This is a genomic window from Acidovorax sp. SUPP2825, from assembly GCF_030158995.1.
Taxonomy (GTDB): Bacteria; Pseudomonadota; Gammaproteobacteria; order Burkholderiales; family Burkholderiaceae_C; genus Paracidovorax.
Map to the genome: position 1 here is coordinate 35,024 of NZ_BQXK01000003.1, position 24,710 is coordinate 59,733.

The following is a 24,710-nucleotide window of genomic DNA, read 5'->3' on the forward strand; positions in this document are numbered from 1 at the left end:
TTGGGAGAACCTGATCCATGGCCGTCCAGAGCCCCGCGAACGCCGCCATCGCACAGCTTCAGGGCAACTCGCTCGCCGGCCTCGTGCAAAACGAGATCGAGCGCATGATCCTGGCCTCCGAGCTCCAGCCCGGGGAGAAGCTGACCGAATCCACCCTGGCCACCCGCCTGGGCGTGTCGCGTGGCCCGGTGCGCGAGGCGTTCCGCATGCTCGACGAGGCCGGCCTGGTGCGCACCGAGAAAAACCGCGGCGTCTTCGTGCGCGACATCGCGCTGGACGAGGCCCTGGAGATTTTCGAGCTGCGCGCGGTGATGGAGATGTACATCGGCCGCAAGCTCGCCGAAACCTGCACCGCCGCCCAGACGAAGGCGCTGCGCCAATGGGTCGATGCCATGGACGCGGCCACCAAGGCCGGCAACGCGCAGGACTTCCACCGCTTCAACCTGGAGTTCCACGACGCACTGCTGCAGCTGGCCGGCAACGCCAAGTTCACCGCCCACTACCGGCGCCTCATCAAGGAGCTGTCGCTGATCCGGCGCCGCAACCTCACCGTCGAATCCATGGCGGTATACACCCGCGAGCACCGGCAGATCGTCAAGGCGATCGCGGCGCGCAATGCCGAGGCCGCGGGCCAGGCGATGTTCGACCATGTGATGAACAGCCGCGAACGCACCCTGCAGAACTACCGCCCCGCGCCAGAAGCCCCCCTCGCGGCGCCGGCCCCGGCGCGCCGGCGCACCACGCGCACCACCGCCGAGGCCTGACCATGCCGCTGGCCTTCGACGACATCGCCCTGCTGTTCGAGCGCCATGGCGGCACACAGTACAGCGGCGAGCCGGTCACGCAGACCGCGCACGCGCTGCAGACCGCCTGGCTGGCGCAACAGGCGGGCGCGGACGACGAACTCATCACCGCGGCGCTGCTGCACGACCTGGGCCACCTGCTGCAGGACCATGGCGACACCCCCACCGCGCACGGCATCGACGACCTGCACCAGTTCAGCGCCCTGCCCTTTCTGCGCGGTCTGTTCGGGGACCGTGTGCTCGACGCCATCCGCTGGCACGTGGACGCCAAGCGCTATCTGTGCGCCACCCGGCCGCATTACCGGTCGGCGCTGTCGGCCGACTCGCAGCGCAGCCTGGTGCTGCAGGGCGGCGTGTTCGCTGCGCAGGAGGCCCGGGCCTTCATCGGCCGCCCGCACGCCGAAGAGGCCGTGCGCCTGCGGCTGTGGGACGACCAGGCCAAGGTCGAGGGCCTGGCCACGCCGGGGCTGGCGCACTTCCTGGGCATCGCGGCGCGGTGCCGCCTGCCGCAGCCTGCGGGACCGGCCTGAGTGCTGCGGCCCCGGGAGGTCACCGACACGCTCTAAGATACCGCCCCGTTGCGAACCCTTGGACGGGACGGCGCCTTCGGGCTCCGCCCCGTCTGTCCCGTCCCACCCGACGCCTTCCACCATCCACTCCCTATGTCTTCCGGCGGATTTCACGTACACGGCCCCCACGACCATGCGGTCGAACATGCCAGCCAGGGCCACGGCCCCCACGAGGCCCACGCGCACGAGGGCGGCGGATCGTCCACCAGCAAGATCGCCATGTTCACCGCGATCGTGGCGACGGTGGGCGCCATCTTTTCCTACATGGGCGGGGCCACGCAGGCCAATGCCGGGCTGCTGAAGAACGACGCGGCCATCCGCAAGACGGAGGCCTCCAACCAGTGGAATTACTTCCAGTCCAAGAGCACCAAGCAGTCGCTGACCGAAATGGCCCGCGACCTGGCGCCCGAGGACCGCAAGGGCAGCTACCAGACCAAGCTGGACCGCTACGAGACCGAGAAGAACGAGATCAAGACGCAGGCCGAGAAGCTGGAGCGCGAGTCGCTCGACTTCGACCACCAGAGCGAGGCCCAGATGCACCAGCACCACCGCTGGGCCCAGGCCACCACCGCGCTGCAGGTGGCCATCGCCCTGGCGGCCATCGCGCTGCTCACGCGCAAGAAGTGGCTGGAATACGGCATGTACGGCGTGGCCGCCATCGGCCTGGGCGTCGGCACCATGGCGTTCCTGCATTTCTGAGCGCAGTTCCCCCTCTTCCCGTCTTTGCGAAAGCCCCTTCCATGGCCCTGCACCTGATTTATGCGCGCGCCGCCAACGGCGTGATCGGCAAGGACGGCACCATGCCCTGGCACCTGCCCGAAGACCTGGCGCACTTTCGCCGGCTGACCAACGGCTGCCCCGTGGTGATGGGCCGCAAGACCTGGGATTCGCTGCCACCGCGCTTTCGGCCGCTGCCGGGGCGCGCCAACATCGTGGTGACGCGCCAGCCGGATTGGCAGGCCGAAGGCGCCCGCCGCGCCTCGGGCCTGCCCGAGGCCCTGCGGATGGCCGAGGCCGAGGGCCCCACCACCTGGGTGATCGGCGGCGCGCAGCTGTACGCGCAGGCCCTGCCGCTGGCCACGCGCATCGAGGCCACCGAGATCGGGCAGGCATTCGAGGGCGATGCCTATGCGCCCGAGCCGGGCCCCGAATGGGTGGAAACCGCCCGCGAAAGCCATCGGAGTGCCGACGGCCTGCCTTACACTTTCCTGACGCTTGAGCGGCGCTGAAAAACCCCGCCCCTCTGAAAGGGCCGAGTAAGGCCGGGGTTCGAGGGGTGCGTCCGGGCCCTTAAGGCACGCGGTGACCGTTCAGCCGATGCAGAATCCGCGTGGCGGAATCGAAGGCGCCTTGTCCGGCCCCGATGCCACCGCTCGCCGCCCCAGGCGAGCCCCCCTCCTTCCTACGAACCTCCAGCCGAGCCCACTGTGAAATTAGACGCCATTGACCAAAAGATCCTGGATCTGTTGCAGGAAGACGCCGACCAGCAAGGGGCCGAGATCGCCGCCAAGGTGGGGCTGTCGACCACGCCGTGCTGGCGCCGGGTGCAGCGGCTCAAGGAGAGCGGCGTCATCAAGAAGAGCGTGGCGCTGGTCGACGCGCAGAAGGTCAACGTCGGCGTGACGGTGTTCGTGTCGGTGCGCACCAGCACCCACACGCAGGAGTGGTTCGACAAGTTCAAGGCCACCATCCAGGTCATGCCGGAGGTCGTCGAGTTCTACCGCATGAGCGGCGAGATCGACTACCTGCTGCGCGTGGTGGTGCCCGACATCGCGGCCTACGACCGGGTCTACAAGAAGCTGATCGCCAGCAACCACCTGTGCGACATCAGCTCCAGCTTCGCGATGGAAGAGATCAAGTTCACCACGGCGCTGCCGCTCAATTACGCGCGGTAGGCATCTGCGGCCCTGGGGCGGCAGGCACACCCGCCCGCCATCTGGCCGCACCCGATATTTGCTATATTTTTTATAGCAACATGCCCTAGTACTGATTGTGCTGGAGGCCTTTTTCCCCCCATGCCTGCGCACCGGCCAAGCGCACCGCCCGTCAACTGCGCCACAGCGCCATGCCGCCCGCCAGGCTCCAGGCCCGGGCGTGGCCCAGCCGGCGCAGCGCCTTGGCGGCCTGCGCGCTGCGGTTGCCGCTGCGGCAAAAGAACAGCACGGGCGTGTCGGGCGACAGGGCCAGCCATTCGGGCAGCGCGTTCACCAGGGCCGACAGCGGCACGGCCTGGCGCTGCACGGGCGCCCCCAGGTCGGGCGCCCGGCCCAGGCGCTGCTCGTAGGGCTCGCGCACGTCCACCAGCAGCAGGGCGGGCTGCGGGGCCTGCAGCATCGCCTGCAGCGTGGCGGGCGCCATGTCGCTGCCCGCGGCGGATGCGCACGGCGAGTCCACGCGCACGCCGCACAGCATGGGCTGGCCGCTGGCCTCCTGCGGGGCCAGGCCCTGCTCCAGCCGCGCCTTGGCCTGCGCAAAACCCGGGGCGTCCAGGCGCCCGTCGAGCACCTGTGCCAGCAGCGGCTGGGCGGCGCATTCCGTGGCGAGCGTGGTGGCGAAGCGGTGGTCTTCATCGTGCGCGGGCAGCAGCAGCGTCCCGGTGCCCAGTTGTTGCGCCATGCGATGCAGCGACGGCCCGAAGGCGAGCGGCGCGCTCTGCGCGAAATCGCTGCGACCCAGCGCGCCCGGCATGACGGTGTCGCCCACGAACGCCAGGCGCACGCCCTGCGCGCCGTGCAGCAGGTAGGCCGTGGCATCTTCGGTGTGGCCCGGCGTGGCCAGGCGGGTGAGGTGCAGCGCGCCCAGGTCGATCCGCTCGGCGGGCTGTGGCCAGCCCAGGGCGTCCACGGCCTCGTCCGCGGCCGGGTGGCCGGCCAGGGCGACACGCAGCGCAGCGGCGGATGAGGCGTGGTCGCCGTGGCTGTGGGTGTCCAGCACTGCCGCCAGCGTGTAGCCCTGGCAGCGCACCAGCTGGGCCAGCCGCTCGGTCAGCTCGGGCAGCGGATCGATCACGGCGCAGCGGCGGCTGGCGGCATCGGCCACCAGGTAGCAGCACGCGCCATCGACCACGAAACGGGTCACACCTTCGACGGGCAGCGCGGCCGGTTGCGCCGGGCCCAGGCAGCTGGCACGCAGCGATTCGCCGCACGCGCGGATGCGGGCGCAGGCCTCGCCGATGAAGGCGGCATCCGCGGCCGGGCCGAACGACAGCCGCACGGCCGAGTCCGCCTGCCAGGCCGGCAACTGCATGGCCTGCAGCACGTGGCTGGGCTGGGCCTTGGCCGCGCTGCAGGCCGAGCCGCCGCTGACGCGCACGCCCGCGGCGTCGAACAGGTCCAGCAGCAACCGGGAGCCCACGCCCGGCACCGAGAAATTGAGCGTGGTGGGCAGGCAGAGCCCGGGCGGCGCGTTGAAGACGAGGCCGGGGAAGGCCGCCTCCAGCGCCGCGCCCAACTGCGAGCGGTAGCCCGCCAGCACCGATGGCGGCTGGAACGTGGTGCCGCCCTCCAGCGCCGCCAGCACCGCGCCCAGGGCGGCGATGCCCGCCATGTTCTCGGTGCCCGAGCGCAGGGCGCCCTCCTGCCCGCCGCCGGCCATCATGGGCGTGAACGGCGCGCCCTCGCGCACGTACAGCAGGCCGATGCCCTTGGGCGCATAGAGCTTGTGGCCGGAGAACGTGGCGTAGTCGATGGGGTGGTCGGCCAACTGCAGCGCCATCTTGCCCAGGGCCTGCACACTGTCCACCAGCCACAGCGCGCCGCTGCCCGCCATCGCCTGCGCGATGCCCGCCAGATCGCTGACCACGCCGGTCTCGTTGTTGGCGGCCATGGTGCACACCAGCGCGGCGCGCGGCGCATGGGCGCGCAGCCAGTCGAGGTCGTGCCGGCCATCGTGCGCCACGGGAATGGGCAGCACCTGCAGGCCGAGCTGCAGCAGCGTGTTCCAGTGCCGGAGCGCCTCGGGCACCGCCTTGTGCTCGGTCGCGCCGTACAGCAACAGTTGTTGCGGCCCCGTGGCGCCGTCGCCGCCCGCGGTGCGCTGCCTGCGCACATGGTCCAGGGCCGACAGCACGGCGGTCTGGATGCCCTCGGTCGCGCCGCTCACGAACATCAGCTGGCCCGAAGGCGCACCGACCACCCGGCGGGCCCGGGCCCGCACCGCATCCATCAGCGCGCGGGCCTTGAGGCCGGTACTGTGCGTGCTGCTGGGGTTGCCGTAGTCGTCCGCCATCGCGGCCAGGGCGGCATCGCGGGCGACGGGCAGGACGGGCGTGGTGGCGTTGGCGTCGAGGTAGATTTCCATGGCGTTGCTTGATTTCCGTTGATCCGGGTACCAGAAACCATGTTAGTGAGCCATATTGAGAATATTTTTCTTATTTTCTGGCTTTATTTGAAATCAGTATTCATCCACCCACGCTTTGGCAAGGCCCGGGGCACGGCGGCGGCTGCCGGCCAAGGCACTGCCGATCCGATGGGTCGGCCCGCTGGCGCCAGGGCGCTCGTCCACAATAGCGGGTTCGCCGCGGCCGGCCGCTGACCGAGCGGGTGCCGCGATGCCACCCCGCGTGGGATTTCAGCAGCGAGCGGCCGTCGCGCGCTCCGCGATCCCGGTGAAGTCGAGAGAACCCAGAACATGCAGCAGCCGGCAGAAAACGCCCCCATCACCGCATCGCCATCCGCAGCGCCCTCCGCCCCTGGCACGCCCGCGCCCGCCGCGCCGCATCTGGGCAGCGACTTCTCGCACCACACGCCGATGATGCAGCAGTACCTGGCCCTGAAAGCCGCGTACCCCGACACGCTGGTCTTCTACCGCATGGGCGATTTCTACGAGGTGTTCTTCGCCGATGCCGAGAAGGCCGCGCGGCTGCTGGACATCACGCTCACGCAGCGCGGGCAGTCCGGTGGGCAGCCGGTGGTGATGGCCGGCGTGCCGTTCCATGCGCTGGAGAACTACCTGGGCCGGCTCATCAAGATGGGCGAGTCGGTGGCGATCTGCGAGCAGGTGGGCGAAGTGGGCGCGAGCAAGGGGCCGGTGGAGCGCAAGGTGGTGCGCGTGGTCACGCCGGGCACGCTCACCGACAGCGAACTGCTGTCCGACAAGGCCGAATCGCTGCTGCTGTCGGTGCACCAGGGCCCGCGCGCGCGTTGCGGCCTGGCGTGGCTCAGCGTGACGCAGGGTCTGGTGCACCTGGCCGAATGCACGCACGACGAGGTCGGCGCCTGGATCGCGCGCATAGCCCCGAGCGAGGTGATCTACAGCGCGGGCGTGACCGAGCGCTTCGAGCAGCAGCTGAAGGCGCTGCGCCAGAACGGCACCTTCGCCTGCCCCTTGAGCCTGCGGCCGGACTGGCAGTTCGATGCCGCGTTGGGCGAGCGCAAGCTGCTGGAACAACTGGGCGCGGCCAGCCTTGTCGCCTGGAGCGCGCAGGACCTGGCCCAGGCCCACGCCGCCGCCGCGGCGCTGCTGGCCTATGCCGAGCACACGCAGGGCCGATCGCTCACCCACGTGCACGGCGTGCGCGTGCAGCAGAGCGACGAGCTGATCGCCCTGCCCCTGGCCACGCGCCGCAATCTGGAACTGACGCGCACGCTGCGCGGCGAAGACGCGCCCACACTCTTTTCGCTGCTGGACACCTGCATGACCGGCATGGGCAGCCGCCTGCTCAAGACCTGGCTGCTGGAGCCGCGGCGCGACCGCACCGAGGCCCGCCAGCGCCTGTCGGCCACCGCAGCGCTGCGCGGCACGGCCTCGGGCACCGGCGCGTGGCAGGCGCTGCGCGGCGAGCTGCGCGGCGTGAGCGATGTGGAGCGCATCACGGCCCGCATCGCGCTGCGGCAGGTGCGCCCGCGCGAGCTGCTGGGTCTGTGCAAGACGCTACAAAAAGCAGAGCAGCTTGCCGGGGCATTCCATGCTTCGGAGCCGTTTTTGGCCCAGATCTTCGACCACCTGCGTCCGCCGGTCGATTGCGGCGAACTGCTGCGCGCGGCCATCCATGAGGAGCCGGCCGCGCTGGTGCGCGACGGCGGCGTGATCGCCCCGGGCTTCGACGCCGAGCTGGACGAGCTGCGCGGCATCCAGACGCACTGCGACACCTTCCTGCTCGACCTGGAGACGCGCGAGCGGGCGCGCACCGGCATCGCCAACCTGCGCGTGCAGTTCAACAAGGTACACGGCTTCTATATCGAGGTGACCAGCAGCCACCTGGACCGCGTGCCGCACGACTACCGCCGCCGCCAGACGCTCAAGAACGCCGAGCGCTTCATCACGCCGGAACTCAAGACCTTCGAGGACAAGGCGCTGTCGGCGCAGGAGCGCGGCCTGGCGCGCGAGAAATGGCTGTACGAGCAGCTGCTGGACCGCCTGCAGCCGCACGTGCCCGCCCTCACCCGGCTGGCCCATGCGCTCGCCACGCTGGACGTGCTGTGCGCGCTGGCCGAGCGATCGCTCACGCTGAACTGGTGCGCGCCGCAGTTCGCGCCCGAGCCCTGCATCGAGATCGAGGGCGGGCGCCACCCGGTGGTGGAGGCGCGGCTGGCCGAGACCTCGTCCGGCAGTTTCATCGCCAACCACACGCGGCTGAACGCCAACACCCGCATGCAGGTGATCACCGGGCCGAACATGGGCGGTAAATCGACCTATATGCGGCAGGTGGCGCTGATCGTGCTGCTGGCCAGCATGGGCAGCCACGTGCCGGCCACGTCGTGCCGCCTGGGGCCCATCGATGCGATCCACACGCGCATCGGCGCGGCCGACGACCTGGCCAACGCGCAATCGACCTTCATGCTGGAGATGACCGAGGCCGCGCAGATCCTGCATTCGGCCACGCCGCACAGCCTGGTGCTGATGGACGAGATCGGGCGCGGCACGAGCACCTTCGACGGCCTCGCGCTGGCCAGCGGCATCGCCACCCACCTGCACGACCGCACCAAGGCGTTCACGCTGTTCGCCACGCACTACTTCGAACTGACCGAACTGTCGGCGCGCCACCAGCACGCGGTGAACGTGCACGTGGGCGCGACCGAGTCGGGCTCGAACATCGTTTTCCTGCACGAGATCCAGCCGGGGCCGGCCAGCCGCAGCTACGGCATCCACGTGGCCCGCCTGGCGGGCGTGCCGGGCCCGGTGCTGAACCATGCGCGCCACACGCTGGCCGCGCTGGAGCAGCGGGCCGGCGAGGGCGAAACGCAGGTGGACCTGTTCGCCGAGCCGCCCGAGGCCGAGGGACCGCTGGTGAGCCCGGCGGAAGCGGCGCTGGCCGAACTGCAGCCCGACACCCTGAGCCCGCGCGAGGCGCTGGACGCGCTGTACCAGCTCAAGCGGCTGGTGCAGGGTTAGGACGGTCAGGCCACAGGCCCCGGGGCGGGGTCACTCGGCCGGCGCAACGGCGGGCTTCGCGGCCTTGGGCGCGCGCTCGAACCTGGTCTTGGCCGCGATCTGCTGGCTGTCGGACAGGCCATCCATGTCGCGGTACAGGTGCACCGACAGGGCGATGTCGCCGGAGGTGTTCTTCAGGCTGTGGGGCACGTCCAGCTGGGTCGGCCCGAAGCCGTCCATGGACCCCTGGAGCCGCTCGTTCTTTTTGTCCTTGGTGGCCAAGGGCACCTGCGCACCGGCGGGCGAATCGCTAGGGGAGTAGATCCGCTCCCACAGATTGCCCTTCAGGATGAAGGAGGCGCATTCGTTCGGGTGGTCGTGGATGGGGGTCTTTTGCTTGTCTGCGAACGAGAACAGCTGCAGGCAGAACGACTCGCCCTCTTTCGCGTGGCTGTGCAAGAGGTACCGACCGTAGCCCGCCAATTCATTGCTCTTGGGCTGGTAGATGTCGGTGGACAACTGCGCTTCTTTCAGCAGGCCCTCCAGCGCACCGGCCACGCAATCGCGCACGTCCTTGCCCGCCGCGATCTCGGCTTGCACAGAGGCATTTTGCAAAAGCTTCTGAACGCCGGCTTCCAGGCGCTTTTGGTTAGCCGCATGGGTCTGCCGGGCTTGCAGAGACAGCGTGGTGTACACCTTGTCGAGTTGGGCCTCGCGGGCTGCGATGCCCGCATCCGCGCCCGGCAGCGGGGTGCGGGGGCGCTTGGCCGAAGCACCTTCCGCGCTGGCGTCCGGCGACCGCGCTGGCAGGCCGTCCAGGCGGGCATCGCCGCCCGGCTGGCTCGAACCGGCAGGCCGCTTGTTCGAAGAGGCGGTATCGGCGACTTCGGCGCGTTCGGAACGGGGAGAAACGGCGCGGGAAGGGGAAGAGATAGAACTGGTCGTCATGGTTTGAAAGAGAGTGGATGAGGAAAGAAAAAGAGGGAGAACAACGGCGATCCACCGTGTCGCCACCCACCCGCCATTTTTCGAACCACAAGGCGGAATCCCACTGCCCATGCGAAGCCGAGCCCCGGGCATGCGAATGTCTTTTCATATTGCGAAATCATCTGAAACATGGGCGACACGCCGCACCGTTTGTCCCCTGTTTCTGCCGCACCGTCTTGGGGCAAGCCCGCAGCGCAACGGCGACAACGCCTACACTCGACCCTTTGCCTCCGAAGTCACCCCCATGACGTATTGCGTCGCCATCAAGCTCAACGCCGGACTGGTTTTCCTGTCCGATTCCCGCACCAACGCGGGCCTGGACCAGATCAGCTCCTTTCGCAAGATGATGATCTACGAGAAGGCGGGCGACCGGTTCATGGTGCTGCTGTCCGCCGGCAACTTGAGCATCTCCCAGTCGGTGCGCGAGATCCTGCAGTCCGAGCAGCTCACCGACCGCGAGGGCGGCGAGCCGATGACGATCTGGAACGCCAAGAGCATGTTCGACGCCGCGCGCGTGCTGGGCGCGGCCGTGCGCCACGTGCATGAACGCGACGGCGCGGCGCTGAAACGTTCGGGCGTGGACTTCAATGTCTCGCTGGTGTTCGGCGGGCAGATCCAGGGCGAGGGCATGCGGCTCTTTCAGGTGTACTCGGCGGGCAACTTCATCGAGGCCACGTCCGAGACGCCGTACTTCCAGGTGGGCGAATCCAAATACGGCAAGCCCGTGCTCGACCGCGTGCTGACGCCCGACACGCCGCTGGACGAGGCCGCCAAGTGCGCGCTGGTGTCCATGGACAGCACGCTCAAGTCCAACCTGTCGGTGGGCCTGCCGCTGGACCTGGTGGTGTATGAGGTGGGCCAGTTCGCCACCGACAAGATCGTCTGCATCGACGAGCACAACCCCTACTTCCGCATGCTGCACAACAGCTGGGGCGAGAAGCTGCGCGAGGTGTTCGACAGCATCGAAGACCCCGCATGGCACGGCGGCCTGACCGAGGTGCCGATCAAGGTCGAGCCGTCGCGCAGCCGCCCGATCAAGAAGATCACCAACCCGCGCGACAAGCTCGTCTGACGCCCCCGGCGGCACGCCACCACGGCAGCAGCCACTGAAGCCCCATGCTCCCCATCGTCTTCTCGCACGCCAACAGCTTTCCGGCGGGCACCTACTCGGTGCTGTTTCGCCACCTGAAGGGCCGGGGTTTCGATGTCAGCGCGCTGGACCGCTACGGGCATGCGCCCGAGTACCCGGTCACCAACAACTGGCCGCACCTGGTGCAGCAGCTGGCCGACTTCGCGCAGGAGCAGGTGCAGCGCGCGGGCGGGCCGGTGTTCTTCGTGGGTCATTCGCTGGGCGGCTTCCTGAGCGTGATGGCCGCCGCACGCCACCCCGAACTGGCGCGCGGCGTGCTGATGATCGACTCGCCCCTCATCAGCGGCTGGCGCGCCAGTGCGCTGGGCATGGCCAAGCAGACGCAGCTGGTGGGCGCGGTGTCGCCCGGCAAGGTCAGCCGCGCCCGGCGCAACGCGTGGGCCAGCCCCGACGAGGCGCTGGAGCATTTCCGCAAGAAGAAGGCCTTCGCGCAGTGGGACGGCGAGGTACTGCGCGACTACATCCAGCACGGCCTGCGCGAGCAGGAGGGCCGGCACATGCTGCATTTCGACCGGGCCGTGGAGACCACCATCTACAACACCCTGCCGCACAACCTGTCGCAGCTGCTGCGAGCGCACCCACTGCGCTGCCCTGCGGCGTTCATCGGCGGGCGCTCATCGGCCGAGGTGCGGCAGGTGGGCATGGCGATGACGCTGAGCATCACCCAGGGGCGGGTGACGGTGCTCGACGGAAGCCACCTCTTCCCGATGGAACAGCCCAAGACCACGGCCGCCGCCATCGAGGCCGCGCTGCTGAATCTCATGGCGGTCCGGACCGCCTGAGCCTCTTCCCCCCTGGTCGCGCTGCGCCCGCACGGCTTCCATTCCGCGCAGGGCCAAAGTGCCGCTGAGCGAGCGCCGAGAAGCACGTTAAAGGCTGCAACGCGCATCCCGCGCCCGAAGGGAGCGCCATGGGCACTTGCCGCAGCACGGCCACCCACTGCAGCATGGCAACCGCTTTTCGTGTGGCCAACGTACCGCATCCATCAAAAAAATGGAATCTGCGGAGAAAGTTCTCATACACTGCGGCAGCGTTACAACGTGATACAGCATGCCTTATCCCGACACAACCCGCCCCCGCTGCGCCGCTTTCGAGTCCAGCCAAGCCCCCTGCCCGCCCTGCGGCGGCTTGCGCACATGACACGTCGCCCGGCACCTCCCGGCGGGCGGTGCGCCCGCCATTCGCGCACGGTGCGCTGACGCACAAGCCACCGCGTCGCCCCCATTGCCACTGCTGCCATGCGCCTGTTCTCCCGCCTGCATCCGTGGTCTACAGCCTTCCTGCGGTGCTGGCTGCGCCGCCTTCTGCCGGGGTGGGTGATGGTGGTGTCCGTATTGCTCGCCCCTGCGGCCCAGGCGGCACCACCGCTGGTGCTGCACGATGGCATGCCGCCCGCGAACCTGTGGCACGCCTTCACGGTGCTGGCCGACCGCACCGCCGCGCTGACAGCCGAAGAAGCCCTGGCAAGCCCTGGTGCATTCTCCGCGCCGGCCCACACGGGCGGATCGCTCGGAGTGCACACGGGCGCCCTGTGGCTGCGCGCCACGCTGGTCAACCAGGCGGGGGCGAACACGGAGTGGGTCTTGAACATCGACTACCCCGCCCTGCACCAGGTGGACCTCTACCTGGCGCAGGGCGGCCGCATCGTGCAGCAGGCCGCCATGGGCAACATGCGCCCCTTCAGCCAGCGCCCCTGGCAATCACGCACCCCGGCGATGGGCCTGGAGATGGCCACCGGCGTGCCCTACGAACTGCTGGTGCGCGTGCGCACGGGCGGCAGCATGGTCCTGCCCGCCACCGTGGCGCAGGCGCCGCAATTTCTCTCGGGCGCACTCGCAGAGCAGATGCTGCAGGGCCTGTTCGCGGGACTGGCCCTTTGCCTTTTGATCTACAGCCTGGGCCAATGGATCGGGGGGAGCGAGCGGCTCTTTCTGCACTACGCGCTGCTGGTCGCTGCCAGCACGGGCTTTTGCCTGCAACTCTTCGGGATCGGGGCGCAATACCTCTGGCGCGACCAGCTCTGGATCGAGCTGCACATCGCCACCCTGTGCGGCTTCGCGGCACTGGCGACCACCTTCCTGTTCCTCGGGCAAGCCCTGCTGGAGGGCAAGGCGCGTGGCGGTTTCTTTCGTGCCATGCAGGGCGGCGCCGCGGTCAGCGCGATGCTGGGCGCCGCCTTTCTGGTGGACGGGATCGACACGCGCACGGCCATGGTGCTGCTCACCGCCCTGGGTCCCCTGCCCTGGCTGATGAGCGTGCCGGTGGCCTGGGCCCGCGCGCGGCGCCGCGATCCGCTGGGCGCCACGCTGCTGCTGGCCGCCGCCGCGTTCTTCGTCGCGGCGGCCACCATGGCCGGCCTGTCGCAAGGCCTGCTGCCGGCCAACGGCTGGACACTGCATGCCCTGCAGATCGGCACGGTGGTGGACATGCTGCTGTTCATGCGCGTGCTGGGGCTGCGCACGGCGGCGCTGGGCCGGGCCGCGCGCGATGCCCGCCGCGAGCGCGACGCCATGCGCTCGCTCGCGCACACCGACCCGCTCACCGGCCTGGCGAACCGGCGCGGGCTCGACCTGGCGCTGGCGGCCGCGATGGCCCGATGCACGCCGGAACATCTGGCGGCCGTGTACATGCTCGACCTGGACGGCTTCAAGCCGGTGAACGACAGCCACGGGCACGACGTGGGCGACCAACTGCTGGTGGCGGTGACGGCGCGCCTGCACGAGCACCTGCGCCACACCGACACGGTCGCCCGCATCGGCGGCGACGAGTTCGTGGTGATGGCCAACGACCTGGCCAGCCCCGAGCAGGCGCATGCGCTCGGCAACCAGTTGCTCGATGCGTTTCGCACCCCCATCGTGCTGGGCGATCTCGAACTGCACGTGGGCCTGACCATCGGCTATGCCCTGGCGCCGCTGGACTCCACCGAGCCGGCCCTGCTGATCAAGCTGGCCGATGCCGCGATGTACACCGGCAAGCAGAGCGGCAAGTTCTGCGTGCGGCGCAACACCGGGGACCTGGCGCTGTTGTCCTCCTGATGCCTCGCCACCCGGTCCCCACAGCCCATCCGCCCCAAGCCCCTTTTTTCCTTCCATCGTCCAACCACCCAAGGAGCTTCACCCCATGGCCCATCGCAAGAGTCCCGCCCGCATTGCCAAGGACGCCCGCGTCGCCCACCTGAACGCACTGGCCGCCAACCAGCCCGCAGACGATCCCACGCCATGGCAGGCGCTGGCCGCGCTGGAAGACGGCCTGCTCGGGCGCATCATCGTGCCCGGCGATCCGAGATACGAAAACGACCGCCAGGAGTCCAACCCGGCCTTCCAGTCCTACCCGTGGGTCATCGTGTACTGCGCTTGCGAGACCGACGTGGCGCTGTGCCTGGCCTACGCCCGCACCTTCAACGCCTGGGTGGCCGTGCGCTCGGGCGGCCACAGCACTGCCGGCTATTCGGTCAACAGCGGCATGGTGATCGACCTCAGCCTGCTGAACGGCGTGGTGCTGGATCGCGCCCAGGCGCTCGTGCATGTGCTGCCCGGCACCCAATTCGACCAGTTCAATGCCGCGATGAACAACACCGGCTGGCACGTTCCCACCGGCGCCTGCGGCAACGTGTGCGTGGGAGGCTTCGTGCAGGGGGGCGGCTACGGCTACACCTCGCGCGCCTTCGGCATCCAGAGCGATATGGTGGATTCGATGCGCGTGATGCTGGCCGACGGCACCACCGTGACGGCCAGCAAAACGGAGAACCCGGACCTCTTTTGGGCGCTGCGCGGCGGCACGGGGGGCAACTTCGGCGTGGTGCTGCAAGTGACCTACCGCATGGTGCCGCTCGACCAGGTGTGGGCCTGGTCCATCAGCTGGGATGCGGCGCACGCCGCGCAGGTGCTGGAGCTGTTCCAGACCAGCTACATGAAGGTGGGCGCGCCCGACACGCTCGGCTACATGATGAATCTGGGCTACCTGAACGGCAAGCCCGTGTACATGGTGCAGGGCATGTTCTGCGGTTCGCGCGAGGACGGCATGCACGCCATCGCCTCCCTGCTGGCCGTGCCGAGCGCGAAGCTGCTGGTGGACAAGACGGGCACCTACCCGGACATGAACAGCTACCTGGAGGACGAGCCCTACACGTTGCCCGACAACCTGCCTCCCCACATCTGCGAATCCAAGGCCAGCGCGTACATCGCGCAGCCGGTCACCCAGGCCCAGTGGCAGCAGCTGGTGGACTATTTCAGCACCTCGCCCAACACCTGGTCGCTCGCCTACCTGGAGCCCTATGGCGGCGCCATCAACCGCTACCCCGCGGCCGACAGCGCCTTCATCCACCGCCACATGGACTGCGACCTGGTGGTGGACGTGTTCTGGCGCGACGAAGAAGAGCGCGCCCACATGGAGCTGTGGCTGGCGGGCCTGATGGAACTGGTCAAGCCGTGGCTGTGCGGTGCCGTGTACCAGAACTACCCCGACGCCACGCTGGAGAACTTCGCCGACGCCTACTGGGATGCCCCCACGTACGCCAAGCTGCAGCAGGTCAAGCTGCAGTACGACCCGACGAACTTCTTCCACTACGCGCAGAGCATCGCGCTGCCGCCGCCTCCGAAAGACTGATCCGGCGCATGAAGCCGCGCATGCCACTCGCACGCAAGGACGGGGGGCATGCCGGCCAGGCCGCCGGCCCGGTCAAGGCCGCTCGGCAGGCGGCTCGGCGTAGCGCACGCAGCCCGAGCCCGCGCGCTTGGCGGCATACATGGCCTGGTCCGCCCGGCCCATGAGCACCTCGATATCGCCCTCGATGGGCGGATAGGTCGCCACGCCGATGCTGGCGCCCACGCGCACGTCGCGCCCCTCCACCCGCATCGGCTGGCCCAGCGCATCGATGATGCGGTGGCCCAGGCTGTTGGGGGCGCCATGGTCCACGTCGGTGTCCAGCATCACCAGGAACTCGTCGCCTCCCAGCCGGGCCACGGTGTCCTGTGCCCGCACCACGTTGCCCAGGCGCTTGGCCACGAGCCGCAGCACCTCGTCGCCCACCTTGTGGCCCTGCTCGTCGTTGATCTTCTTGAAGCCGTCCAGGTCGATGAACAGCAGCGCCACCGTGCCGGCCTGGTGGCGCGCGGCCTCCAGCGACCGTTCGCAGCGGCGGTGGAAAGCCGAGCGGTTGTACAGACCGGTGAGCGAGTCGTGATTGGCCAGATACTGCTGCTGGCGCGAGATCTCGATCTTGGAAGAAACGTCCTGCACCAGCGACATGATCGAGGTCACCCGGCCTTCCGCGTCGGTGAGCGCGGAGTTGAACCATTCGCAGTGCATCTCGGTGCCGTCGCCGCGCAGGAAGCAGGTCTCCACGCGGTTCTGGGATTCGCGGCCCGATTGCAGGCTGGCCAGGGCCTGGGTGAGGTTCTCGTCCATGGCCGCCGTGCCCGGCAGCGCCAGCAGCGACCTCGCCTCGACCTGCACCACATCTTCCCAGCCCATCAGCTGGATGGCCCGGCGCGAGCAGTGCAGCAGCCGCAATTCGTGGTCCATCTCCAGCACGGCCAGGGGGCTGTTGTCCATGTGCGAAGACAACCGCTGGTTGGCCGCGCGCAAGGCGTTCATGGTCACCTGCAGTTCATGCACATCCAGGGCCGTGGTGACGAAGCCGTCGATCTCGCCCTGGGCGTTGCGCCAGGGCGCAAGGCAGATGGTGCGCCATTCCTCGAAACCTTCAGGGTTGTGCACCAGGCGCTGGTAGTTCAGCCGCTCACCGCGCAACACCCGCTCCACGAACGGCATGAAGCGCGAATGGTTGTAATCGCCGTACAGTTCCAGCAGCGTCTTGCCGACCAGCTCCGAGGCGGGCGCGCCGAACCAGCGGGCGTATTCGTCGTTCACGTACACGACGCGCTGCTGCCGGTTCACCGCCGCCACGGTGGCGCCCACGCTGCGTGTGAGCAACCCCAGCATCTCTTCGGCTGAAAACTCGGCGGCCGCCCTCGACGCGGGCAGCGTGCGAAATCCCGGCAGCTCGTTTGGCGTCATACGGCGGGAACCTTTGACTGTTGTCGTTGGCGGCGTGGGCAACCGGGGCTAAAAGGGGCGCTGCGGCAGCCTGCGGCCGCCATCCCCCGGCATTCCGGCTTGCGCGGGGCAGCTTATCACTTTCTGTTACCAATGCCTCAGCGGATGGGCTGGCGAGCCGCCACTGGCGCGAGTGGCCGGCGCCCCCTCAATCCGCCCAGGTGACCCACCCGGTCCAGGCGGTCACCAGCACCACGATGCCGAAGCCGATGCGGTAGTACGCGAACGGCACGAAGCTGTGCGTGCTGATGTAGCGCAGCAGCCAGCGCACGCAGAGCCACGCGCTGATGAACGAGAACACCAGCCCGACCGAGAACAAGGGCACGTCGCCCACCGTCAGCAGGTGCCGCTCCTTGTACAGGCTGTAGACCCCCGCACCGATCAGCGTCGGGATGGCCAGGAAGAACGAGAAGTCGGTGGCGGCCTTGCGAGACAGCCCCAGCAGCATGCCGCCGATGATGGTGGCGCCGCTGCGGCTCGTGCCCGGCACCATCGCCAGACACTGCGCCAGCCCCACCTTGAGGGCATCGAGCGGCGTCATGTCGTCCACCTCGTGAACGCGCACCGCGCGGGGCGAACGACGCTCGGCCCACAGGATGACGAAGCCGCCCAGGATGAACGTGCTGGCCACCACCACGGGCGTGAACAGGTGCTCCTTGATGAGCTTGCCGAAGATCAGCGCCAGCACCACGGCGGGCAGGAATCCGATGATCACGTTGAGTGCGAAGCGCCGCGCCTGCCGCTGCGTGGGCAGCGCCACCACGGTGGCCCGGATCTTCTGCCAATAGACCAGAATCACCGCGAAGATCGCCCCGGTCTGGATGGCGATGTCGAAGACCTTGGCCTTCGCATCGTCGAACCCGAGCAATGAACCCGCCAGGATCAGATGCCCGGTGGAAGAGATGGGAAGAAACTCGGTCAGGCCCTCGACCACCCCCATGATGGCGGCCTTGACCAACAATACGACGTCCACTGGCGCTCCTTGAAATGACAGCCGGGATTATCGGCGCGCCGCAACAGCGGCGGCCGGTTCCGGGGGCCGATCGCACGAAGGCCGTTTCACCTCGGCGCGAGCATCAATTCAATTGGTGGTCAGCAAGAAGATATATCGTTTTCGGTTATGCGTGTTGTTTTCTAAAGTCTGGGTCATGTCGAACTTCCACACCACGACGACGCCATGACAAACACCCCTGCACGCATTCCTTTCCATCTTGCTTTTCCCGTCCGCGACATCGCGGAAGCCCGCGCTTTCTACGGGCAGCTTCTGGGCTGTCCTGAAGGCCGAAGCGCTCCGGAGTGGGTCGATTTCGACTTCTACGGCCATCAGATCGTCGCCCACCTGGCCCCCGAAGAATGCGGCCACAGGGCGAGCAGCGCCGTGGACGGGCATGACGTACCCGTTCGGCATTTCGGCGCCATCTTGCCCATGGACACATGGCAGGCCCTGGCAGACAAGCTGGCTGCAGTGCAAACAAAATTCGTCATCGAGCCGTACATCCGCTTCAAAGGCGAACCTGGCGAGCAGGCAACCATGTTCTTCCTGGACCCCTCGGGCAATGCCATCGAGATGAAGGCCTTCGCAGACCTGGGTTCGCTCTTCGCCAAGTGAGAACGCGATGAACCCTTTCCTCACCATCCGCGCCGGCGTGGCCGCGGTGCTCATGGCGCTTGCAGCTTCGGCCTCTGCGCAAACCGATACCTTGAAAAAGATCAGGGAGTCGGCGACGGTCACGATGGGCGTTCGCGATGCATCCGGCGCCATGTCGTTCACGACGGGGCCGGGCAAATACACCGGCTTCCATGTGGAGATCTGCGAACGCGTCATTGCCGACCTCAAGAAGGCCGTGCAACTCGACCGGCTGGAGGTGAAGTACCAGCTGGTGACACCACAGAACCGCATTGCGCTCGTTCAAAACGGCACGGTGGACCTTGAATGCGGCACCACGACCAACAACCTCGCACGCCAAAAAGACGTGGCATTCGCCCCAACGCTCTATGTCGAGGGGGTTCGCATCGCGGTCAGGTCGGGCTCCACCATCCAGTCGACGGCCCAGTTGGCGGGCAAGACGATCGCGGCCACCTCGGGCAGCACCTCGGTTCAGGTGCTGCGAAAGCTCAAGAGCGACGCCTCGGAACTCCTGGCCAAGGACAACAGCGAAGGATTCCTGCTGCTGGAGACCGGTCGCGCCGACGGTTTCGCGGCGGACGGGCAGATTCTTGCAACGCTGATCTCCAAGAGCAAAACCCCCGGGCAATACAAGCTGCTGGACCAGGTCCTGAGCACCGAACCCATCGCCATCATGTTGCCCAAGGGGGATCCGGCATTCAAGAAGGTGGTCGATCAGAGCATCGTGTCACTCGCCAGGAGCGGGGAAGTGGCGCGCCTCTATGACAAATGGTTCATGAAACCGATCCCGCCGCAGAACGCCACTGTCGGGCTGCCAGCGACCGAAATGACCCGGGCCGCCTGGGCCGACCCCAACGACAAACCCATGGAAGAGTACGAGGCACGCTGAATGCGTGAGCACCCTATGACACAAAACAGCAAATCGGTTCCGACCAGCGACTATCACGCCGTGGTGGCGGTCGCACAGAAATACGTCGACGGCCTGCGGATCGGCAGCATCGAGGCGATTGCCCAGGCCTTCCACCAGGACGCGGTGATGTACGGCTTCACCCATGGTGAACTGCTCGGAGGCCCGGTCGCCAACCTGTTCGACTTCGTGCAGAAGAACGGAAAAGCCCCGGAGATCACGGCCCGGCTGGACGTTCTGGCCATCACGCCCACCACGGCCGTGATCCGGGTCGACATGGAAAAGGATGCCATCGGTGCCGACTACAACGACTATCTCACGCTCATCAAGATCGGGGGCGATTGGAAAGTCATCGCAAAGGTTTACCACCAGTTCGGCTGAGGCTCAACGGATGCCGCGCCACCGCGGCATTCACGCTATGGCGTTTTAGGGCGACGGGAGGTCTGGAGGTGCACCTTGGTCCCGGCCGGCGCCTTCACGCGGCCGATCTGCGAAGCCTCTGCCAGGCTCCGCGAGAAGTGGGCCACGACCGGCGAACCGGTCTGGGCCCGACGCTGGAGCAACCCGATCTCCCGATAGAAGGTGTGCTCCTGCAGCGAGATCACACGCACGCCATCGGGCAACGGCAGATGGGCTTCCACCAGCGGAACCACCGCAACGCCCACCCCTTTCGATGCGAGATGAATGAGTCCGGGAATCTCATCCAGTTCGATGGCCTCATTGACCGCCAAGCCCTGGCGCCGCAGGAAACCTTCGACCATGCGGCCACCGAACGAGGCCCGGTCGTAGCGAAGAAATGGCCGCTTCTGGATCAGGGTGCGCCAATCCTTGCGGGCCGTCCCCTCCTTCGGACCGACCAGCACGAAGGGCTCGTGGACCAGCGCTTGCCACGCCATGTCGGAGGGCATGCCGAAGGGAGGGCGGATCATCACCGCCGCATCGATTTTTCCCGCATCGAGATCGTCCATCAACCGCATGGAAACACCGGGCGAGACGTGCACGCGGACCAGAGGAAACAGACGCCTCAGGCCCTCCAGCGCACGTGCCACGAGCGTCGGCTGCGCCGAGGCAATGGAGCCGATGCGCAGAACCCCCTGCGTGGCGCTTTCATCAGAGGGATCGCCGAGCTTTGAAAAGAGCGCGCAGATGACCTCCGCACGCTCGACAGTCGTTTGTCCGGCCGTGTTCAGCGTTGCAGAGCGGCCGGTCCTGTCGAACAGGGGAAATCCCAACGCGTCCTCGAGCCGCTTGATCTGGCTGCTGACGGCCGACTGGGTCAGTCCGATCTGCTCCCCCGCTGAGGCGAAGGTTCCGTACTTGCAGACCGCGATGAGGGTCTTGAGTTCAGGGAACATCGACGAAGCATCCCAGAAATCGATGGAAATACAAAGAATCCGATGATTTTTTTGTGGCTCAGATAGAAGGCCGCGGCAAGGCGCTCCTAGAAGTAGCCGTGCGATGGCACCTGCACCTCTTCGTCGTTCGCCGCACTGCCGGCCCCTACGGGCTCCTGCACCACCACCTGGTTTCGCCCACCTTGCTTGGCCATGTACATCGCAGCATCGGCGCGGGCGAAGAACTCGAGGGCGGTTTCGCCCAGCACGTACTGGGTGACACCGATCGACACCGTCACCCGGCCCCGCAGACGGGGGTTTTCCCAAGCGTGCGACTCCACCTGCACGCGGATGCGCTCGCAGGTGTTCAGCGCGGGCAGCAAGGGCGTCGCGGGAAAGATCACCAGGAATTCTTCGCCGCCGTACCGGCCGAAGTAATCGTCGGCCCGCACGGCGCCCTGCCCCAGCTTGGCAAAGGTGCGAAGCACTTCGTCCCCTTCCAGGTGGCCCATTTCGTCGTTGATCCGCTTGAAGTGATCCAGATCCACCACGGCCATGCAAAGCGGAATGCCGCTTTCGTCCGCCAACTGCTTTTGCTCTTCGAGGGCGGCCAGGACGGACCGCCGGTTCAGGCATCCCGCCAGAGCGTCGCGGCGCGCGCTTTCGGTAATGGAGCGCACTTCGCTGCTTTTCTTTTGCAGCAACCGGTGCAACATGCGCACACGCCCCATCAACAGCACATAGGCGGGTAATGCCAGTGCCAGCGACACGATATGCAGCACTTCCAGGCGCAGCAAGGCGGTATTTTCGTTCTGGGCATAGTGCAGACCGCTGATCGCGCCGTAGACCGCGAGGATACCGACGCACACCGCCAGTGCCATGTTGCGCGACAGGGTGAACAGGCCATAGGCCATGACCACGAACAAAAACGGCGCCAGGGCGATCTGCGTGACGGGCTCCAGATAAAAAACCAGAAGCAATGCGCCCGCCGAGCCGATCACGATGGGCAACCGCATTTGGCGGTCGGCGAAATGCTCGTGCACACCCAAATAGAAAAGGCCCATGAAAGCGACCACCAGCAATGCAATGAGGGCCGCGACCATCAACACCGTGGAAAAACCCACCACGCCCAAGGCAAAGTAAACCAGCACGCAAGCCAGATACAGCAAACACAGCAGGACCGGCACCATCCGCGTGCGAGGGCGGTCCATCCGCCGTCGCAGCATCAAGGCCACCCCCAGCTCCGATTGGGGTGAATGCGTGGAAGGCTCGAGCTCGTGCAACTCTTCGCTCATTGGAAACGCATCCGTATTTTCAAAGCGCATGCGCCGGCGGGCACGTAACGTGTCCCATAAATCCCTAAAACCCATGGAAGTGTTTCCTTACGATCGAACCGATGCTCGCGCCTTGACCAGTGATAAGCAAAATTTCATTGCCAATATTACATATTGGTTCATTCAGGACAATAGTCGAAGCGCAATAGATAGGCTTTCTTGATGTCCCATTCAGGAAATCGAGAGAGTGGGCGGTTTAAAACGGACCTTGCATACAAGCCTTTACCCAATAAGGCAGTAAGACAGCAGCCCGTCGCACGGCAACGCGCCCCCGGCGCGGGCTCCGAGCCTAACCGGGTCGCGCGTTCTCATTTCAGCGAATGCGAACCGAATGGCGCGGTAAACACCCGTTGGCGCTTGGAAAGAACGGCAGCTTAAAGGCCAAAGTGGGTTGCTTGGTTTCCCCCGTCAGCGGTTCCAACCGGTGAGAAGCGGTCAAACACCATATGAAACGCATATACTTCACATACGTTTCGTATAGAGGTGACTGATGGGAATCGTCAAAATTTCGGATCTGATGCACGAAAACCTGCGCGTGGCAGGCAACGCACTCAGCCGATCGATCAATGCGCAGGCCGAGCACTGGATGCGCGTCGGCATGCTCACCGAGCTGTATCCGGAGTTGAACCACCGGGAAATCTGCCAGTTGCTGATCCGCGCCGAGCTCGCCGGGGGACTGGACATTTCGGTGGCTGCCACGGCCTCCTCGGGCAAGCCCGCCCCCTCCTCGCCCGGGCAACACTGATGGCCAGCGACATTCGCATCAAGTCGGCCGAGCAGATCGCGATGGCCCGGCAGGCCGGGCAACTGGCCGCGGAGGTCCTCAGCATGGTGGCACCCCACGTCGTGCCCGGCGTGAGCACCGAAGCGCTCGACCGCATCTGCCATGACCACATCGTGAATGTCCAGGGCGCCATTCCAGCCAATCTGGGCTACCAGGGGTACCCCAAGACCATCCTGACCTCCGTCAACCAGGTGGTTTGCCATGGCATTCCCTCGGCCGACAAGATCCTGAAGCGGGGCGACATCATCAACATCGATGTCGCCGTCATCAAGAATGGCTGGTTCGGCGACACCAGCCGCATGTACTTCGTCGGAGCCCCCAGCACCTTGGCGCGGCGCCTGGTGGACACGACCTACGAAGCCCTGCGGGCGGGCATCCAGCAGGTCCGACCCGGAGGGACGCTGGGCGACATTGGCCATGCCATCCAGTCAGTCGCCCACCGGGAGCATTTCAGCGTGGTACGCGAATACTGCGGACACGGCATCGGTCAGGTCTATCACGAAGATATGCAAGTGCTGCACTACGGCCGCCGCGGAGAGGGGCTGCGGCTCGAGCCGGGCATGGTGTTCACCATCGAGCCGATGCTCAACGCGGGCAGACGCGAGACCCGGCAACTGTCCGATGGGTGGACCGTGGTGACGAAGGACCGATCCCTGTCCGCCCAGTGGGAGCACATGGTGGCGGTCACGCCCGAGGGGTACGAGGTGCTCACCGCCTGGCCCGAAGGGACGGGTACCTACCCGCCGCTGGTGGCCGGCGAACGGGCCCCTTGATCCCAGGCCTGCAGCGGCTTACCTCAGGATGGGCGTGACGCCGGGCAGCTCGCACGCGTAGATCGCATTGCGCAGGGCGGCGATGACCTCGTAGCGTGGAAAGCTCCTGCGCCAGGCCAGCACAATCCGGCGCACGGGTGGCGGCTGGCCGGTCTCCTGCTGGATGGGCAGGTAGCGGATCTGGCTGTCGTCGTTGCGGCGGCGTTTTTCGGCAGGATGCTCGTCATCCTTGCGCCGTTTGTAGCCCGAATGCATCTGGTCCTGCGGCACCGACAGCCGCGGCACGAGGGTGATGCCCATGCCCCGCGAGACCATGTGCTTGATGGTCTCCAGCGAGTAGCCTTCGAAGGTGTGGCTCACCCCTTCCGCGTCGCCCAGCGCTGGCGCGGCCTCGGGGCTCAAAGCCTCCAGGTGTTCCCGCAAACTCTCGTCGGCCTCCAGCAGCAGCAGGGTCTCGCCCTGCAGCTCGGTCGTGGAGACGCTTTCACGCTGGGCCAGGATGTGCGAGGCAGGCACCGCGGCAATCAGGGGTTCGTCGTACAGGGCCGCCTTGGCCAGGCCGGTGGAGCGAAAGGGCTCGGCCATGATGGCGCAATCGATCTCCCCCGTGCCCAGCATTTCGATCAGCCGCTCCGTGAAGCTGCCCTTGAGAATGAGCTCCATCTGCGGCGTGCGGGCCTTGGAGTGGTGCACCAGCTCGGGCAGCAGATACGGACCGACGGTATAGGACACGCCGATCTTGATCGTGCCGGCCAGCGGGTCCTTGCCGCGCTGGGCGATTTTCTGGATGGCGGCCGCATGCTCCAGGATCCGCCGGGCTTCGTAGACGATCTCCTCGCCCACCGGCGTGACCGACACCTGTCCCGCCGTGCGCTCGAACAGCTTGAGTTCCAGTTCCTCTTCCAGCTTCTTGATGGCCATCGACAGCGAGGGCTGGGAGACATTGCAAAGGTGGGCTGCGCGGCTGAAACGCTTTTCCTGGGCAAGGGCGACGATGTACTTGAGTTCGGTGAGCGTCATTGTCTGGGAGGAAAAAGGAACGGCGACGGGGTGGCACGGTTTAACACCAAACCA

The 24,710-nt window shown here is 67.0% G+C and carries 23 protein-coding genes; 16 read left to right on the top strand and 7 right to left on the bottom strand.

Annotated elements, in window-relative coordinates:
* Nucleotides 1-17 precede the first annotated feature (17 nt).
* From AVAK2825_RS04960 to AVAK2825_RS04980, 5 genes are all read left to right on the top strand, one after another.
* The gene (locus AVAK2825_RS04960) at nt 18-764 is read left to right on the top strand and encodes a phosphonate utilization associated transcriptional regulator (RefSeq protein ID WP_284394787.1); all 747 of its coding nucleotides are present in this window, start codon (nt 18-20) and stop codon (nt 762-764) included.
* Between the two features lie 2 nt (nt 765-766).
* Complete coding sequence (locus AVAK2825_RS04965) at nt 767-1,333, top strand: phosphonate degradation HD-domain oxygenase (protein ID WP_284394788.1); 567 nt, start codon at nt 767-769, stop codon at nt 1,331-1,333.
* Between the two features lie 132 nt (nt 1,334-1,465).
* The gene (locus tag AVAK2825_RS04970) at nt 1,466-2,071 is read left to right on the top strand and encodes a DUF4337 domain-containing protein (RefSeq protein WP_284394789.1); all 606 of its coding nucleotides are present in this window, start codon (nt 1,466-1,468) and stop codon (nt 2,069-2,071) included.
* A 41-nt stretch (nt 2,072-2,112) separates the two neighbouring features.
* Nucleotides 2,113-2,601 carry a dihydrofolate reductase gene (locus AVAK2825_RS04975; protein ID WP_284394790.1) on the top strand — a complete coding sequence of 163 codons (489 nt, stop codon included), beginning with the start codon at nt 2,113-2,115 and terminating at the stop codon, nt 2,599-2,601.
* A gap of 198 nt (nt 2,602-2,799) precedes the next feature.
* Nucleotides 2,800-3,267: an Lrp/AsnC family transcriptional regulator gene (locus AVAK2825_RS04980; protein ID WP_272564333.1), complete on the top strand. Its 468-nt coding sequence runs from the start codon at nt 2,800-2,802 to the stop codon at nt 3,265-3,267.
* A 151-nt stretch (nt 3,268-3,418) separates the two neighbouring features.
* On the opposite strand, the gene AVAK2825_RS04985 is transcribed toward AVAK2825_RS04980, so the two are convergent.
* Nucleotides 3,419-5,671: an aminotransferase class V-fold PLP-dependent enzyme gene (locus AVAK2825_RS04985; RefSeq protein ID WP_284394791.1), complete on the bottom strand. Its 2,253-nt coding sequence runs from the start codon at nt 5,669-5,671 to the stop codon at nt 3,419-3,421.
* Nucleotides 5,672-5,710: 39 nt separating this feature from the next.
* Here AVAK2825_RS04985 and AVAK2825_RS04990 point away from each other — a divergent pair, with 39 nt between their 5' ends.
* Both AVAK2825_RS04990 and mutS read left to right on the top strand, forming a co-directional pair.
* Nucleotides 5,711-5,905, top strand: a complete 195-nt coding sequence (locus AVAK2825_RS04990; RefSeq protein WP_284394792.1) for a hypothetical protein — start codon at nt 5,711-5,713, stop codon at nt 5,903-5,905.
* A 216-nt stretch (nt 5,906-6,121) separates the two neighbouring features.
* Complete coding sequence (mutS, locus tag AVAK2825_RS04995) at nt 6,122-8,704, top strand: DNA mismatch repair protein MutS (RefSeq protein WP_284395318.1); 2,583 nt, start codon at nt 6,122-6,124, stop codon at nt 8,702-8,704.
* Nucleotides 8,705-8,734: 30 nt separating this feature from the next.
* Here the strand turns inward: mutS and AVAK2825_RS05000 are convergent, their stop codons facing one another.
* A complete protein-coding gene (locus AVAK2825_RS05000; protein WP_284394793.1) occupies nt 8,735-9,631 on the bottom strand; it encodes a cysteine dioxygenase in 897 nt (298 codons plus the stop codon).
* Nucleotides 9,632-9,914: 283 nt separating this feature from the next.
* On the opposite strand from AVAK2825_RS05000, the gene AVAK2825_RS05005 reads away from it, so the two are divergent.
* From AVAK2825_RS05005 to AVAK2825_RS05020, 4 genes are all read left to right on the top strand, one after another.
* Nucleotides 9,915-10,742 (top strand): proteasome-type protease, encoded by an 828-nt coding sequence (locus tag AVAK2825_RS05005; protein WP_284394794.1) that lies wholly within the window; start codon nt 9,915-9,917, stop codon nt 10,740-10,742.
* A gap of 44 nt (nt 10,743-10,786) precedes the next feature.
* Nucleotides 10,787-11,602: an alpha/beta fold hydrolase gene (locus AVAK2825_RS05010; RefSeq protein WP_284394795.1), complete on the top strand. Its 816-nt coding sequence runs from the start codon at nt 10,787-10,789 to the stop codon at nt 11,600-11,602.
* A 456-nt stretch (nt 11,603-12,058) separates the two neighbouring features.
* Nucleotides 12,059-13,855, top strand: a complete 1,797-nt coding sequence (locus AVAK2825_RS05015) for a diguanylate cyclase (RefSeq protein WP_284394796.1) — start codon at nt 12,059-12,061, stop codon at nt 13,853-13,855.
* A gap of 85 nt (nt 13,856-13,940) precedes the next feature.
* Nucleotides 13,941-15,425: an FAD-binding oxidoreductase gene (locus AVAK2825_RS05020; protein ID WP_284394797.1), complete on the top strand. Its 1,485-nt coding sequence runs from the start codon at nt 13,941-13,943 to the stop codon at nt 15,423-15,425.
* A gap of 72 nt (nt 15,426-15,497) precedes the next feature.
* Here AVAK2825_RS05020 and AVAK2825_RS05025 read toward each other — a convergent pair whose 3' ends face one another.
* Nucleotides 15,498-16,838 (bottom strand): diguanylate cyclase domain-containing protein, encoded by a 1,341-nt coding sequence (locus tag AVAK2825_RS05025; RefSeq protein ID WP_284394798.1) that lies wholly within the window; start codon nt 16,836-16,838, stop codon nt 15,498-15,500.
* A gap of 187 nt (nt 16,839-17,025) precedes the next feature.
* Nucleotides 17,026-17,850 (bottom strand): undecaprenyl-diphosphate phosphatase, encoded by an 825-nt coding sequence (locus tag AVAK2825_RS05030; protein WP_284394799.1) that lies wholly within the window; start codon nt 17,848-17,850, stop codon nt 17,026-17,028.
* A gap of 204 nt (nt 17,851-18,054) precedes the next feature.
* On the opposite strand from AVAK2825_RS05030, the gene AVAK2825_RS05035 reads away from it, so the two are divergent.
* Genes AVAK2825_RS05035 through AVAK2825_RS05045 form a run of 3 tightly spaced genes read left to right on the top strand, consistent with a single transcriptional unit; the run spans nt 18,055 to nt 19,792 of the window.
* Nucleotides 18,055-18,486, top strand: a complete 432-nt coding sequence (locus AVAK2825_RS05035; protein ID WP_284394800.1) for a VOC family protein — start codon at nt 18,055-18,057, stop codon at nt 18,484-18,486.
* A gap of 7 nt (nt 18,487-18,493) precedes the next feature.
* Nucleotides 18,494-19,393: an amino acid ABC transporter substrate-binding protein gene (locus AVAK2825_RS05040; protein ID WP_284394801.1), complete on the top strand. Its 900-nt coding sequence runs from the start codon at nt 18,494-18,496 to the stop codon at nt 19,391-19,393.
* A 15-nt stretch (nt 19,394-19,408) separates the two neighbouring features.
* A complete protein-coding gene (locus tag AVAK2825_RS05045) occupies nt 19,409-19,792 on the top strand; it encodes a nuclear transport factor 2 family protein (protein ID WP_284394802.1) in 384 nt (127 codons plus the stop codon).
* Nucleotides 19,793-19,827: 35 nt separating this feature from the next.
* Here AVAK2825_RS05045 and AVAK2825_RS05050 read toward each other — a convergent pair whose 3' ends face one another.
* On the bottom strand, nt 19,828-20,766 hold the full coding sequence (locus AVAK2825_RS05050; protein ID WP_284394803.1) for a LysR family transcriptional regulator: 939 nt from the start codon (nt 20,764-20,766) through the stop codon (nt 19,828-19,830).
* 86 nt (nt 20,767-20,852) lie between these two features.
* A complete protein-coding gene (locus AVAK2825_RS05055; RefSeq protein ID WP_284394804.1) occupies nt 20,853-22,115 on the bottom strand; it encodes a GGDEF domain-containing protein in 1,263 nt (420 codons plus the stop codon).
* 454 nt (nt 22,116-22,569) lie between these two features.
* On the opposite strand from AVAK2825_RS05055, the gene AVAK2825_RS05060 reads away from it, so the two are divergent.
* Both AVAK2825_RS05060 and map read left to right on the top strand, forming a co-directional pair.
* Nucleotides 22,570-22,824, top strand: a complete 255-nt coding sequence (locus AVAK2825_RS05060) for a ParD-like family protein (RefSeq protein WP_272564350.1) — start codon at nt 22,570-22,572, stop codon at nt 22,822-22,824.
* A complete protein-coding gene (map, locus tag AVAK2825_RS05065; protein ID WP_284394805.1) occupies nt 22,824-23,636 on the top strand; it encodes a type I methionyl aminopeptidase in 813 nt (270 codons plus the stop codon). Before AVAK2825_RS05060 ends, map begins: the two co-directional genes overlap by 1 nt.
* Before the next feature lie 18 nt (nt 23,637-23,654).
* Here the strand turns inward: map and AVAK2825_RS05070 are convergent, their stop codons facing one another.
* A complete protein-coding gene (locus tag AVAK2825_RS05070) occupies nt 23,655-24,656 on the bottom strand; it encodes a hydrogen peroxide-inducible genes activator (protein ID WP_284394806.1) in 1,002 nt (333 codons plus the stop codon).
* Nucleotides 24,657-24,710: the final 54 nt, after the last annotated feature.

Bases quoted from the DNA above. Each gene is read 5' to 3' on its own strand.
- AVAK2825_RS05055 (WP_284394804.1), bottom strand. From the start codon at position 22,115: ATGGGTTTTAGGGATTTATGGGACACGTTACGTGCCCGCCGGCGCATG.
- AVAK2825_RS05000 (WP_284394793.1), bottom strand. From the start codon at position 9,631: ATGACGACCAGTTCTATCTCTTCCCCTTCCCGCGCCGTTTCTCCCCGT.
- AVAK2825_RS04990 (WP_284394792.1), top strand. From the start codon at position 5,711: ATGTTAGTGAGCCATATTGAGAATATTTTTCTTATTTTCTGGCTTTAT.
- map (WP_284394805.1), top strand. From the start codon at position 22,824: ATGGCCAGCGACATTCGCATCAAGTCGGCCGAGCAGATCGCGATGGCC.
- AVAK2825_RS05070 (WP_284394806.1), bottom strand. From the start codon at position 24,656: ATGACGCTCACCGAACTCAAGTACATCGTCGCCCTTGCCCAGGAAAAG.
- AVAK2825_RS05005 (WP_284394794.1), top strand. From the start codon at position 9,915: ATGACGTATTGCGTCGCCATCAAGCTCAACGCCGGACTGGTTTTCCTG.
- AVAK2825_RS05020 (WP_284394797.1), top strand. From the start codon at position 13,941: ATGGCCCATCGCAAGAGTCCCGCCCGCATTGCCAAGGACGCCCGCGTC.
- AVAK2825_RS05050 (WP_284394803.1), bottom strand. From the start codon at position 20,766: ATGTTCCCTGAACTCAAGACCCTCATCGCGGTCTGCAAGTACGGAACC.
- mutS (WP_284395318.1), top strand. From the start codon at position 6,122: ATGATGCAGCAGTACCTGGCCCTGAAAGCCGCGTACCCCGACACGCTG.
- AVAK2825_RS05045 (WP_284394802.1), top strand. From the start codon at position 19,409: ATGACACAAAACAGCAAATCGGTTCCGACCAGCGACTATCACGCCGTG.
- AVAK2825_RS05010 (WP_284394795.1), top strand. From the start codon at position 10,787: ATGCTCCCCATCGTCTTCTCGCACGCCAACAGCTTTCCGGCGGGCACC.
- AVAK2825_RS04985 (WP_284394791.1), bottom strand. From the start codon at position 5,671: ATGGAAATCTACCTCGACGCCAACGCCACCACGCCCGTCCTGCCCGTC.
- AVAK2825_RS04970 (WP_284394789.1), top strand. From the start codon at position 1,466: ATGTCTTCCGGCGGATTTCACGTACACGGCCCCCACGACCATGCGGTC.
- AVAK2825_RS04975 (WP_284394790.1), top strand. From the start codon at position 2,113: ATGGCCCTGCACCTGATTTATGCGCGCGCCGCCAACGGCGTGATCGGC.
- AVAK2825_RS05025 (WP_284394798.1), bottom strand. From the start codon at position 16,838: ATGACGCCAAACGAGCTGCCGGGATTTCGCACGCTGCCCGCGTCGAGG.
- AVAK2825_RS05035 (WP_284394800.1), top strand. From the start codon at position 18,055: ATGACAAACACCCCTGCACGCATTCCTTTCCATCTTGCTTTTCCCGTC.
- AVAK2825_RS04960 (WP_284394787.1), top strand. From the start codon at position 18: ATGGCCGTCCAGAGCCCCGCGAACGCCGCCATCGCACAGCTTCAGGGC.
- AVAK2825_RS05060 (WP_272564350.1), top strand. From the start codon at position 22,570: ATGGGAATCGTCAAAATTTCGGATCTGATGCACGAAAACCTGCGCGTG.
- AVAK2825_RS04965 (WP_284394788.1), top strand. From the start codon at position 767: ATGCCGCTGGCCTTCGACGACATCGCCCTGCTGTTCGAGCGCCATGGC.
- AVAK2825_RS05040 (WP_284394801.1), top strand. From the start codon at position 18,494: ATGAACCCTTTCCTCACCATCCGCGCCGGCGTGGCCGCGGTGCTCATG.
- AVAK2825_RS05015 (WP_284394796.1), top strand. From the start codon at position 12,059: ATGCGCCTGTTCTCCCGCCTGCATCCGTGGTCTACAGCCTTCCTGCGG.